We start from the raw sequence: 13041 nt of genomic DNA on the forward strand, positions 1-13041 counted from the left end.
TGAAGCTTGATAGTATGTATACAGTTGTAAAGTGCTTGGAATACGGTTGTTTTAGTGAAAACATTAATTAATAGAGAAATAAAAAACACACGATGGATTACTTCTGTAATCACTACGTGTGTTTTTTTTATTGCTTTATATGTTATCTTTTGTCCAAATCAATGAGAGATGTTACGATAACGTCATTTAAAGGTGGTGTGGTACTAAGCACTATAACGGATAACAATAAAAGTGCTGTACATAATTTTTTCATGATAATCATCCTCCTTATTTTTTCTTGATCATTTTAGCTGCTTCATTGATTTGCTGCAATTGGGGTGCATTGAGTTCATAATTATTTTCAACACAAGAAGAAATAATTTGAGCATATATGGTTAAAGCTTCTTCATATTGCTGGATATAGACATACCTTTTCAACCCTTCACTATAACAATGTATGGCTTCATTTAGGGTGCCATGCTTCATTTTAAAATTACCCTTGTTTACGTAGTATTTGCCCAATCCTTTATAATGGTGTTCAACAGGGTCTGTTGGTATAAATTCGTTTTCTGTTTGTATGATTTGTTGTATGTCTTCTATCCGATTTAATTCGAAATAGATGCTCATCAAATCGTTAATGATATCTATCTTATCTTCATAATTAACCGTCATATAACACTGTTTTAGCATCGAAATAGCAGTATCATATTCTTTTTGTTTTGCTTTTATATTTGCTCGCAACACTTGAATTACTTCTTTAATATTATCAAGATAATTTAATTGTTCGAATTTAGGCAAATATTTTTCTACTTCTTCGTATTTTTCAAGGTGATAATAAGCATAAATCATGGTTCCATATGCTCTGGTTTCTAGTTCTGTTGGTTTACCAGAAATGGACAGCCCACATTGGGTTAGTTGAATGGCTTCTTCGTATTCCTTTAATGCAAAGGCTTGTCTGCACATTTTAAAGTAAAATTCGCGTTGTGTTTCATTAGGCAAAAAGTCCATGTAATGGATAATTTCTTTTCCTTCTGTATACGTCTTTTTATCTTTTGTAATGTCCTGAAAGTTGATGAAATACGCTTCCACTAATCCTTTTGCCGTGAAGGGTGGGATGCCTCTTAAGCGTGCATATTCAGCGATTACTATATATAGTGTTAATCTTATCTCTTGATTTTTTAGTGTTTTTGCATAGCGATACAATGAAGATAGGGCATCGTCTGTTTCGTGCTTGTCCGATTCTAAGTATGCTAAAGCTATTTTTTGGGTTAATTTTTTATTGGACAAGGTGGTGCTTCGCTCTAATAATTCAAATATAATATGTGGTCGAAATTCTACGTCAACGTAGCGATCTAGTATGTATTCATGAGGAATGTTAAGTTCGTCCGCAATAGTAAATATCGTTCTAAATTCAGGACGTTTTGTTTCTCCGTTTTCTAATTTGCATATCACGCCTTTATTGATGCCTAGTTTCTCTTGAAGTGTGCCCAATGTGATGTTTTGTTGTTCTCTATGTTTTTTAACTAATTCCCCCAGTGTTTGAATAGTAGTTTCACTCATTTTTAATCTCTCCTATTTCATAGAAACTCATTTTTACTACTATAGCATTTTCGTTCTGTCGAAGTATCGCTTTTTATGTCGTTTGCTTTTTTCTTTATTGTGCCACACCAAGAAGTTCACTAGATGTATAAAAGCTACAAAATTTTTTTTGTTAAATCCATGTAGACTAAATTTAAATTATCAAGTATGTATAAAGCGGCATGATCACTATAAGATTATTATATCTGAAAATTTAAATAGTTACATTATTTTTTCTTGTAAAATACAAGAAAAAATGACAGTATGTAATACAGGGTTAGCTATGCTGTTTGTGGCTTTGTGGTAATGGAGATACCTTACTTAAAGAGGGGGATTACATTTGAAAAGTATCATGAGTATGATGTCCATATTGTTTCTAGGTATTATGTTGATTGGTGGTTGCAGTACAGAGACAAAAGAAACTGCAATTGACTTGGAAGGAATATCTGAAACCTTTAAAAAAGAATTAGAAGTAAAGACGGGTAAAGAAATAACCGAAGTGGATAATGACGATTTACAAACGCTAGATTATATACGTTTAGAGTATGAATATGAGGATAACGAGACAGATAAAAGCCAAGATTTTGAAGTTATTTCACAACTTTCCTCTCTTGAAGAGTTGGATATAATCAGAGGTAGTGTAAAAGAGAAGTCATTACAATTAATTAGCAATGTAAATACATTAAAAACATTGTACATATCAGAAAATGATCTTATCGATTTATCTTTTCTGCCTCTTCAACTGTCTTTACTTGATATAACATCAGGTAATATCAAAGACGTAAGTGCAATTGAACAATTAAAAGAGCTAACAAGTCTTACTTTGATAGGCAATAACTTAAACAATATAGACATAGATCATATAAAGGAATTAAAACAACTTATCTATGTAAATCTTATAGGTAATCAAATTACAGAAATTGAGCCATTAAAAGAATTGACTTTGCTAAGTACATTACGTTTATCAGATAACAAGATAACCAACGTGGATGTTATTTCTGACTTATCACAATTAGTTTTTGTAACACTAGACAATAACAATATTAAATCACTTCCTCCATTGAACAAGTTAACCCAATTAAGACATCTAAATATAAGTCATAATCCCATTGAACATATAGATATTGCCATGGAAAATTTAAATATACAGCAATTAGATATGTCTGATACGAACATAGCGGATCTTTCTCCAATTGAACAACTTACCAAACTGAAGTATATAGATATAAGAAACACCAATGTTACTAGCATACAGCCTTTAATACATTTAAGTGAGCTGAAAGATTTGGAATTGATTTTTGAACAAATACAAGATATCGAATTATTAGATGAAGATAAAATTTTCATTTCTGAAGATGATATCATAGGCTAAAGACAAGAAAAAATAACCCGTGATTTGACTTGAATGAAAGCTACCAAAAATAAATATGTAAATGTTCTGAGGAGGAGTTATGAATGGATGCAATACAAGCGATGACTTTCAATTTGAGGGAGACGAGAAGACGTTCTATCCTGCTATGGAGATCCCTACCAGATAGTTGGCTTACTTGGCGACCAGACAAAGACGCTATGTCATTCGGTGAAATGATAAGACATGTATGGGGTGCAAGTTACGGTTTTCACAAAATCATACAAAATAATGGGTATACGGAGTTACAACCTCTTCCTTACGATCAAGAGCCTATTGTGTCAGTTGAAAATGAAATTACACTATCTCAACCTTATTTTGAAGCTTTTATAGCATATATTCAAACTATTTCAATAGATGAATTAGACTCGAGGTTTATTGATTTGAGTCAATTCAACATTGAAAGATATGCAGGAGATATGCTGCTAAGGATTGCATACCACGAAGCCGTTCACACAGGTCAATTTTTGAATTACATGCGTGTGGCGGGTTTAGAAAGACCACATATTTGGGATTGAAGGGGAAGTGACTATATTCATATTCATGAAGAGAAAAATGGTAGTAAGAGTGAATGTATTTGGAAATTGACGACATGTTTCATTTAACTGGGTCAGCTTGTTCTGAATATGAGTTGTCAATATCTTGGTGGGTATGGACTTTTATTTTTTACTTTCTGATCTGTATATTTCATTAATCAACTGTGATATAATATAGATAAAGAATGAAACGTAAAAACCACAAGTGCTGGAACACTTGTGGTGGAGTAACAATAGATTGCCCAAAAGGGCAGGACTCATATTTCAAAAAGTAAGCTGCTTCGTTTTGGTGAACGGGGGCAGCTTACTTTTTTACCGTAAACTCGATGAATAAATCGCCTAATCCTTTAATGACAAGTCTTAGTCTTATTTTCATCGTGGCAACACCTCCTTTCTTTTTCGAAGATGAAAAAGAATAAACAGGTGAGCCGTGCCCCCGTGAGCCGTTCTATTGTACTCTTATCTCTATTATATCATGAAACCCTTGGTACATATATTTTTTCGTCGATTTCATTGGTTTTAATTTTATTTTACTTACATATTTTTTGGGATTGGAACGGGTCGCTTAAAGGTAAGTTTCAAGCGATTTCCATTTTACTTTAAGTTTTATATATATCATAGCAAGGAGGCTGCTCAGCTCCTTTGCGCTTGCAAGGTAGCCTTCAGTGGAATATGTTGTGAAATATGAAGAAAAATCCAAATGATGACTATATGCCATCCTTATAAAGTTTACATGTAAACCATCATAACTCAAAGAGGTGTTTGATGTCATGGTAGAAATCGTATCAACAGGAATAAAACTAGCCATCGTCATACTACTATATGCATTGTTTTTTCATGTGATACGCATTTTAGTTCACAAGTATTTAAGTGATTTCTATCAAAATCTATTTAAAAAGTGCGGAAAAGTATTTACCTTTATCAACAACACATTTCGAGTTAAAAAATAAAATAACGACTATATAAGTTGAAGAAACAAGTTCAACCAACTTATTACCACTATGCATAAGATGGAGAAATCTCCACATCACACCTTTACGCCTGGCTACTGAGGCGTAAACTTGTATTACATCATTTCGTCATCTTAAATAGAAAACGAACATACATTTAATCATTTTTTTAAAAAGCATCTTCTTTTTGTAAAGTCAGTTAAAATAGTTTCATTTGAAGTCAAAATAATATATGATATACATAGGACACAAAAGTGACAAAGTAGTGAAGGATATTATTTGAAATTATATATTCCATATTTTTGAAACTTCTTAACAGGCTATCTTCTGTATAAGAATTATTTAATGTGGTTAATTATCATAATATTCTTATTTATTTGAATATTATGATTAAAATGATTTGATTTTATTTAGTAACTATGAAAACGCTTTATTATAAGTGGAATCTATTTATTTAGAGGAGGAAATGAATATGATTATAACGTATAGTTTAATGGCTCAATCGAAAAACAGGAAAGACAAAGTAGCTCTATATGATGGAGACAAGCAAATTACATATGGACAGTGGGGAGAGAGGACTAGTCAATTAGCCCAAGCGATGAAAGCACATGGGATTGAAAAGGGAGATCGAGTTGCACTCCTGATGTTAAACGATGCTCGCTATTTAGAATTATTATATGCGGTGACGATGATTGGCGCTGTTATTGTACCACTTAATATTCGATTGGGGAAAGAAGAGCTACTCTATATGTTACAAGACTCTGAAACAAAAATGTTATTTGTGCATAAAGAATTCGCACCATTCTTACCTCAATTAAAGCAATCCGTGCCATGTATCCAACAATACATTTTGTGTGAAGACGATATGGTATTAGAAGGTACAGCACCGTATGAAGAATGGATAGGAGACTATGAGCCTCAGCCGCTGAAAGCATATGCAAAACCTGATGATTTAGCCGTTATATTATACACAGGAGGAACAACAGGACTACCAAAAGGGGTCATGCTTACGCATAGCAATGTGATGGCGAATGCAAACAATGCCTCCAACTCTCTTAGTTTTGTGGAGAATGAGATTTATTTACATTCAGCACCTATGTTTCATGCTGCAGATCAAGCTTCTACTTATGCTGTTACCATTCGTGGTGGGTCACATGCCATCATTCGCAGGTTTGATCCGGAAGTGATGGTTGCGGCTATTGAAAAGCATAGGGTGACGAGTACGATGGTTGTACCAACGATGTTAAATATGATTATTAACGCTCCTAATTTCAGTAAATATGATCTGTCTAGTTTAAGAAGATTTTCATATGGAGCATCGCCTTGTCCTCCTGAATTGTTGAAGAAAGCGGTAAAATTATTCCCTAATGTCATCTTTGTACAAGGGTATGGTTTAAGTGAAGGTGCTCCACTTATTTGTGTACTTCGCCCAGAATATCATATTACAGATGGGAACGAGTACGAAACCAATCGCTTAGCTTCATGTGGGCAGCCGTTAGCTGGATTAGAGGCGAGGGTCGTTAATGAAAGCGGTGAGGACGTGGCTCCAGGAGAAGTTGGAGAGATCATCGCTCGAGGACCTAATGTCATGATTGGATATTGGAACAAACCAGAGGAAACAGAAAAGGCATTAGTAGATGGTTGGTTGCACACAGGAGATATGGCTACCGTAGATGAAAATAATTTCTTTTATATTGTAGATCGTAAAAAAGATATGATTGTAACGGGAGCAGAAAATGTCTACTCTATTGAAGTAGAAAACGTACTATATAAGCACCCTAGCATATTAGAAACTGCGGTTATTGGTGTACCTCATGAGCACTGGGGAGAAGCAGTCACGGCCATTGTCGTATTGAAAGAAAATGAATCAGTAACGGAAGATGAAATTATTGCATTTTGCCGTGAGACGTTAGCCAACTATAAGGTGCCTAAAACAGTGGAGTTTGTGGATGAATTACCGAAAAGTGGCGCAGGTAAAATATTAAAGCGAAAACTAAGAGAAGAACACTGGGAAACAGCTACACGAAACGTAAATTAGTAAATGAACAGCATTTGTTGCTTCAAGTGCTAAAAGTAAACATGTCAGTCATAGATCAAAGAGCTAGAGCTAGGCGACCATAGGCCGCCGTCAGCCTAGTTCTTTTTTATTGCTTATTTTTAGTTAGTGCTTGTTAAGTACTTAATTAGCAGATAACGTCTGCATTCGCTTGCTTACGATCATTCGATAGAGTGGAATCCCAATGAGAGTAACGAGGAATAACGCGTAAAATTGAGGGTTGGCAAATCGATTAATGCGGAATATGGCATCCACAGCTGCAACGCAAAGCCCAAAAGCAATACGTGCCTTCCGTGTGGTTGGTGTCGTTTTGGGGTCCGTAATCATGAAAAACATAAACAGTTGCAATGCAGCTCCCATTAATGGTCCTAATGCTGCTAATAGTGGTGCGCCGAAAAAGAGGTGCCTTACGAAAGCGAACAGGACAAATCCACTCAAAAATGAGATGACCGTATCCAATCGCTGTGCGATAAAACATGCAAGTATACCTAACGACAGAATCACAGCCATCACTTCAAAGCCGTTCGTCCATTGTTTTGGTGTACTGACAACAAATTGAGGCAGGAAAAATAAAACAAGCACGACCGCGACATTGTTTGGATTGAAAATATGCCCGCCTTTATATCTGACAAGAAATTTGATCGTAATCGCAAGGAAAGCTGTTAAGATGAATGGCCACAATAAGTAAGAACTAATCAATAAGCTGATACCAAAGCCTGTAATGACAGCACTTAAAGGGAACTTCCATTTGCCATGAAAGATGCGGACGATAAGTAGTTCCAAGCTGCTTGTTGTTGCAATGGCAGCGATAATCGCATCCCACTTCTGATAGAAGTTTAAATAGATTTGCCCTCCTAACACAAAGGAAAGCAGAAATAGTAACACAAAGTATCTTGGATCAATGGAATAATCTGACCATTGGACAGCAGTGCGCAATGTAGAATGCTTCTCATTTTTTAGCATGAATGGTCTCCTTTTTTTAGTTTTAAGTATATAAAAACTCTACCTCGCCTCTATCTAATATAGTAAAAGAAAACAGCAAAACAACGCTCCATTTTTGTTGCCCAATTCCTAAAATATGAAATAAAGCAACGCACAAACACGAAAAAAAATGAAACACACACGATAAAAGCTGAGAAAAAGGGATGGATGGAATTTTATAATGCATTTAAAAACTTAGGAGTCTGATATATGAACTATTTCCATATGGATCCACACGTTCACTTAGAGCAAATCAATCAACAGTTGCAACATGTACAGCGTGATTTTATGCATGCGCTATGGATGGTATTAACGACAGGGGAAATGGATTGGGCGTATCAGTGTGAACAGAAAGAGAAAGCGTATCAAGAGGTATGCATTCAGATTGAGCACAAGGATAAAGCTCCTATGCAGCAATACTTCCATCAACGACAATATGCAGTTCTCCATCGAGAAACACTTCCTTTTCTCACTGACGAGAACACAAGAAATGCAATGTCATCGCTGTGGAATGATTTGAACTATCGATTTGCAACGTTTCGCCCTACCATAAACGGAAATAAAGCAACAGAACAACAATTGCTGACCATGCTTCGTCAAGAAAGCGATGCACAGAAGCGAGAACAGATGTGGAACGAAAGTATGCAAATAGGAAAATCTGTAGCTCCGGGGTTGATTAAATTAGTGCATATGCGCAATCAAGTAGCGCAGGAAAATGGCTTTTCTAACTTTTTTGAAATGAAAATGCATAGCCAAGAACTAGAGATAGACGATGTGTTTCAATGTATACACACAGTGAAACATGATGCCGCAAAGTACTATGAAAAGGTGAAAGATGATATCGATACACGTATTACAGACCAATTTAGCATACAGAAAGAAAATATTCGCCCGTGGCACTATCAGCATCCTTTTTTTCAACAAGATGAAGAAGATCCAAGTCAAGCAGACGTTGCAGCAGAAGTCATCGTAGAACATATTGTACACACATTTTCAGCTTTTGGTATCGATCTTGCGCCCCTTCTCCAGCAAGCAGATGTTTACGAGCGACAAGGGAAATCAGCCTCTAGTTTTTGTCTTCATCTCGATCGTGCAGGTGACATACGCCTTGCTACGCAAATGAAACCGATGTTGTCGAACGTCAGCACATTTCTTCATGAAATTGGTCATGCATTGTATGAAATGGGCATCGATCCATCGCTACCATATATCTTGAGACAGCCTGCTCAAACTTTCCTGAGCGAAGCTATTGCCATTATGATGGAGCGTTTACCGTATGAAACGAATCTATTAGCTCCTATTTTTCCACAATCATTTAAAAAAAGAAAAGAAACGTGTCAAAAAATGATACCAATTAAATTATTTTGGACCATGACGGTGATTCAGTTTGAATACGAATTGTACCGGGACCCAGAGCAAGACTTAAACAAAAAATGGTGGGAAATCGTATATGAAACACAGCGTATTCACCCGCCGCTAAATTGGGATGCTCCTTATTGGGCAAGCAAACCTCATTTAACGACGCTTCCTGTGTACTATCAACATTATTTGTTAGGAGATATTGCAGCTTACCAGTTGCAGCATCACCTTGTGCAGCGACATGGAACAGAAGTGTGTGAACATTATTTTGAAACGATCAAAAAACACCTTTTTCAGTGGGGAACGAGCAAACCGTGGAAGGAAATCTATCGCGATTTTTGTCATGAAGATTTGAATGCATCCTATTTGATTAACTCTCTATCATCATAGCAAAATGTAAATTTATTCATGTTGAGGAGGAATGTGCAGTGCGACTTGTCATTGATTTAGATGGAACGATTTGTGAATTAAAGCAACCAGGTCAGACGTATGCAGAAGTAAGGCCACGTAAAGGAGCAGTGGAAGCATTAAAGCAGCTTTCACAAGATGGGCATCACCTTATCATATACACCGCGAGACATATGCGAACATGTGAAGGCAATGTAGGAAAAGTAGTTGCGAAGGTAGGTACGATTACCTTGGAGTGGTTAGCAGCACATGAAGTGCCATATGATGAAATTGTATTTGGCAAGCCCTATGGCGATGTGTATATCGATGATTTGGCAGTGACCTGTGACACATGGGAACATGTTTTGCAACAGCTTGACCCCATTGCTAAAAGTAAACAAAAATAGGAAAAGTGAAGAATAAATATTCGTTTCTATGAAAATAAATAATTGCTTTAAAACTCTAATTAAAGAAAAAGCTATGAATCTTTTCAATATATGTAAAACTATCAAATTACGCAGAATGAAAAGCAACAGAAGAAGAACAATAAATTCCTAATATTGCTAGTATATTAACATAATCACTACTCATTAACACGAATATCAAAGGGAGGGAATTTATGAATCCAGTAATTTGTTGCTACTCCACTCATTTGCAAAAAGAAAATAAAGAATGGTTAGATCGTTTACCAAAAAACTTGGATCTTAAATTTGTCACACAATTAGATGAAGTATTAGAATTAATGACAAATGATCATTATTCCATTGTCATTTTAATTACCAACGATTCTTCATTTCCCGCAAGTTGGGATATGAGTAAAGTGAAAGCTGAAAAAACGATTATGATCACAACGGGAATGGATAAAGTTAATCTTCTTTTATTGAACTCATTTTTATCTTCTCTCGAAACACACGTAGAGCCTGTAAACGAAAATCCTTATTTTTATCAATCATTAGAATATTTAGATCAGCATCTTTGCGATAATAAACTCTCATTAGAACGGGTTGCATCACAAGCTTATGTTAGTAAGTGCTATTATTCTAGAATATTCCAAAAATATGTTGGTAAAGGATTTAAAGAATACATCATAGATAAACGCATTCAAAAAGCAAAGCAAATGTTAGAAAATGGTGAGTCCGTTACGGATGTTTGCTTTTCAATCGGTTACAACGATTTAACACATTTTGCTAGAATGTTTAAAAAAGTCGTTGGGGTCAATCCTTCCACGTATCGAGCCAATCACATGGCTGCAATTTCTGTCTAGTCAACTAGCACGCTCATTACTATTTCGTTATTTCCTTATCACAATGCAAAAAAATGAATGGCACAAAATAGTTGCTTTATATTGTCGTCTCCAATTGCCCCTTCATGCAGTGTATGGATGGTAGGAGATAATATATGAAGTAACTATTATTTTATATTAAGTTGTATGAACTTGTTCAGACAACTTATTACCGCTAACCATAAGATGAAGAAATTTCAATATCTTTACGCCTGGCAACTGAGGCGTAAAACTTGTATCCTATCATTTCTTCATCTTATATTAAGTTGTATGAACTTGTTCAGACAACTTATTACCGCTAACCATAAGATGAAGAAATTTCAATATCTTTACGCCTGGCAACTGAGGCGTAAAACTTGTATCCGCTCATTTCTTCATCTTATATTAAGTTGTATGAACTTGTTCAGACAACTTACTACCGGTAACCATAAGATGAAGAAATTTCAATATCTTTACGCCTGGCAACTGAGGCGTAAACTAGTATCGTATCATTTGTTCATTTTATATATTTTTTGAAATGCATCATAACAAATAGGTATTATAGGAATAAGCGTGTACTTCTCATCTATCTTGTATCCCCCTTTATAATATAATATGCAATAAAGACAATATTACTTATACGATTATTTCAAACAAAATCAGCATAAAGCCGAGTGATATAATATTTTATCTTCATAATAAAAGAAGACCACACGTTTTATATGTGTTATTTTGCATCCCACCGTTGGAGGAAGACCGATAAAGGCAATACGGAAGAAAGGGGTGAGGAATTGAAAAAGTCGATTTTAATCATAAATCTTTTAGATGAAGAGCTAACATTCCATCATCTGTCCCCTCTTGTGGAAGTGAAATGCTACAAAAAATTAGAACATCTGATGCTTGTCGAAACGGAGAAGCACTACAAACTAATCATTATTGTCGTTGACGAACAGCTGCCTCATGTTCATGAAGATATTCAGTCGCTATCTTCATCGCTCATTGTTCTCTCTGGTAAACATCATTTTCTCTCATTTATGATTACGTCTATCATTGATTCAGTAGAAACTTACGCTGAACCATCCGTTAAAAGTTCATTTTTCAATCAATCCTTAAACTTCATCGAGGAACACTTATATGATGATGAGCTGTCGTTAGATAAAGTTTCATCTCGTTTTTATGTTAGTCGCTGTCACTATTCGAGAATGTTTCAAAAAAATGTTGGTCGTGGTTTTAAAGAATACATTATTGGTAAGCGAATTGCGAAGGCGAAAGAGCTGCTGCAAAATGGGGAAAGTGTCACCGACACTTGTTACGCTGTAGGATACAATGACCTTAGTCATTTCGCTAGAATATTCAAGAAAATCGTCGGAGAAAATCCATCCATGTATAGGAAAAAAATCGCTACAAAACCCCCATCGTTATACAGAAAAAAGATGGTGAATGAGAATGCTAAGGAGGGATTTAATGATGAAAGCGTCATCTTCTAATATAGCAGGTCAGTGTAAAAACAGCACACCACAAGCCACTAACAAGACGAATACTGATGCTAAGGAAGTTTCACGTGAGCATAAGACAGAAGAGCTGCTATATCCATTGAACGCAGTGGACCACATACACAGCAAATACGCTTTATTACACGTTCCATCCGTGCAGCGGCACATATATAAAGTGCAATAAAAGAAAAAGTAAAGAAAAATGAAAGAAAAACAATCGAAGATTTATTTTTCACGGTGTTAATATAGTAACATGAAAAGAAAAGGACAGAGGTAAGCGGGAATGCACGTCCATCGTAAAAGTGATCCTTTGTTCCATGACCGTTCGTCTTTTTTTATTCATAAAATGCACGTTAAGGACTTTCTCTTGCAGAGAGTTCTTTTTTTGTTGAAAGGGGTGGTTTGATTCAGGCGTTGGGCGAGAACCTAACGTCACAGAGCTAAGAAAGAAAAGTAGAAAGAAGAAGCAAAAAGAAGTAAGAAGAAGTAATCATAAGTAAATTAAAGTGGATGAAAGTAAGTACAAGTAGGTTGATAGTTTAGGAGGAGATGACCATGATCCTCAATCGTATGGTGGATGCGATCAAGGAAAAGCTAGCAGTAGATTTCGGTGATGAGATGAAAATCTATACAGAAGACATCCCGCAAGGTTTAACAGAACCTTGTTTTTTTATTACCGTACTGTCCTCTTCGCAAAGACGAATGAAGAAGCTGCAATACGACAGACAACAAGCACTAGCTATTCAATATATTCCATACGGAAATATGAAAAACAAGGACATGTACGATACCGTCGATACATTGTACGACACATTGGAGATGCTTGTGATCGATGGAAAAGGTTTTACTGCAAGCAAGATGAATCACAAAACAGAAAATGATGTATTGCATTTTCTAGTAGATTACCACGTTCAAGTTCAAAAAGAGGAAGCAGAACAGACACCGATGGAACAAGTAGAGTGGAACAATGTGGTGAACAGTAAGTAGTCTGGACGTATGGGCAATGACCATACGTTGGAAAACAAAACACATAAAAAATGAGAGGTAGTGAGA

General features: G+C 35.7%; 11 protein-coding genes. 9 read left to right on the forward strand and 2 right to left on the reverse strand.

Features of this window, described 5'->3' with window-relative positions; genetic code table 11:
• Nucleotides 1-267 precede the first annotated feature (267 nt).
• Nucleotides 268-1539 carry a helix-turn-helix domain-containing protein gene (locus D1Z92_RS05220; RefSeq protein ID WP_128894605.1) on the reverse strand — a complete coding sequence of 424 codons (1272 nt, stop codon included), beginning with the start codon at nt 1537-1539 and terminating at the stop codon, nt 268-270.
• Nucleotides 1540-1897: 358 nt separating this feature from the next.
• Here D1Z92_RS05220 and D1Z92_RS05225 point away from each other — a divergent pair, with 358 nt between their 5' ends.
• The 3 genes from D1Z92_RS05225 (at nt 1898) to D1Z92_RS05235 (ending at nt 6489) form a co-directional block, all read left to right on the forward strand.
• Nucleotides 1898-2929, forward strand: a complete 1032-nt coding sequence (locus D1Z92_RS05225; RefSeq protein WP_128894606.1) for a leucine-rich repeat domain-containing protein — start codon at nt 1898-1900, stop codon at nt 2927-2929.
• 83 nt (nt 2930-3012) lie between these two features.
• Entirely contained in the window at nt 3013-3483 is a 471-nt protein-coding gene (locus D1Z92_RS05230) for a DinB family protein (RefSeq protein WP_128894607.1), read from the forward strand.
• Nucleotides 3484-4923: 1440 nt separating this feature from the next.
• The gene (locus tag D1Z92_RS05235; protein WP_164931462.1) at nt 4924-6489 is read left to right on the forward strand and encodes a long-chain-fatty-acid--CoA ligase; all 1566 of its coding nucleotides are present in this window, start codon (nt 4924-4926) and stop codon (nt 6487-6489) included.
• A gap of 141 nt (nt 6490-6630) precedes the next feature.
• Here D1Z92_RS05235 and D1Z92_RS05240 read toward each other — a convergent pair whose 3' ends face one another.
• A complete protein-coding gene (locus D1Z92_RS05240; RefSeq protein WP_128894609.1) occupies nt 6631-7470 on the reverse strand; it encodes an RnfABCDGE type electron transport complex subunit D in 840 nt (279 codons plus the stop codon).
• A 228-nt stretch (nt 7471-7698) separates the two neighbouring features.
• On the opposite strand from D1Z92_RS05240, the gene D1Z92_RS05245 reads away from it, so the two are divergent.
• From D1Z92_RS05245 to D1Z92_RS05270, 6 genes are all read left to right on the forward strand, one after another.
• Nucleotides 7699-9237 carry a M3 family metallopeptidase gene (locus D1Z92_RS05245; RefSeq protein WP_128894610.1) on the forward strand — a complete coding sequence of 513 codons (1539 nt, stop codon included), beginning with the start codon at nt 7699-7701 and terminating at the stop codon, nt 9235-9237.
• A gap of 38 nt (nt 9238-9275) precedes the next feature.
• A complete protein-coding gene (locus tag D1Z92_RS05250) occupies nt 9276-9641 on the forward strand; it encodes an HAD hydrolase family protein (RefSeq protein ID WP_128894611.1) in 366 nt (121 codons plus the stop codon).
• A 212-nt stretch (nt 9642-9853) separates the two neighbouring features.
• Nucleotides 9854-10498 carry a helix-turn-helix domain-containing protein gene (locus tag D1Z92_RS05255; protein WP_128894612.1) on the forward strand — a complete coding sequence of 215 codons (645 nt, stop codon included), beginning with the start codon at nt 9854-9856 and terminating at the stop codon, nt 10496-10498.
• A gap of 788 nt (nt 10499-11286) precedes the next feature.
• Nucleotides 11287-11982: a helix-turn-helix transcriptional regulator gene (locus tag D1Z92_RS05260; RefSeq protein ID WP_164931463.1), complete on the forward strand. Its 696-nt coding sequence runs from the start codon at nt 11287-11289 to the stop codon at nt 11980-11982.
• Entirely contained in the window at nt 11960-12172 is a 213-nt protein-coding gene (locus tag D1Z92_RS05265) for a hypothetical protein (protein WP_128894614.1), read from the forward strand. Before D1Z92_RS05260 ends, D1Z92_RS05265 begins: the two co-directional genes overlap by 23 nt.
• Before the next feature lie 371 nt (nt 12173-12543).
• On the forward strand, nt 12544-12975 hold the full coding sequence (locus tag D1Z92_RS05270) for a phage tail terminator family protein (RefSeq protein WP_128894615.1): 432 nt from the start codon (nt 12544-12546) through the stop codon (nt 12973-12975).
• The last annotated feature ends 66 nt before the right edge of the window (nt 12976-13041 follow it).

It is taken from the genome of Longirhabdus pacifica (genome assembly GCF_004115085.1).
GTDB lineage: Bacteria > Bacillota > Bacilli > Paenibacillales > DSM-105158 > Longirhabdus > Longirhabdus pacifica.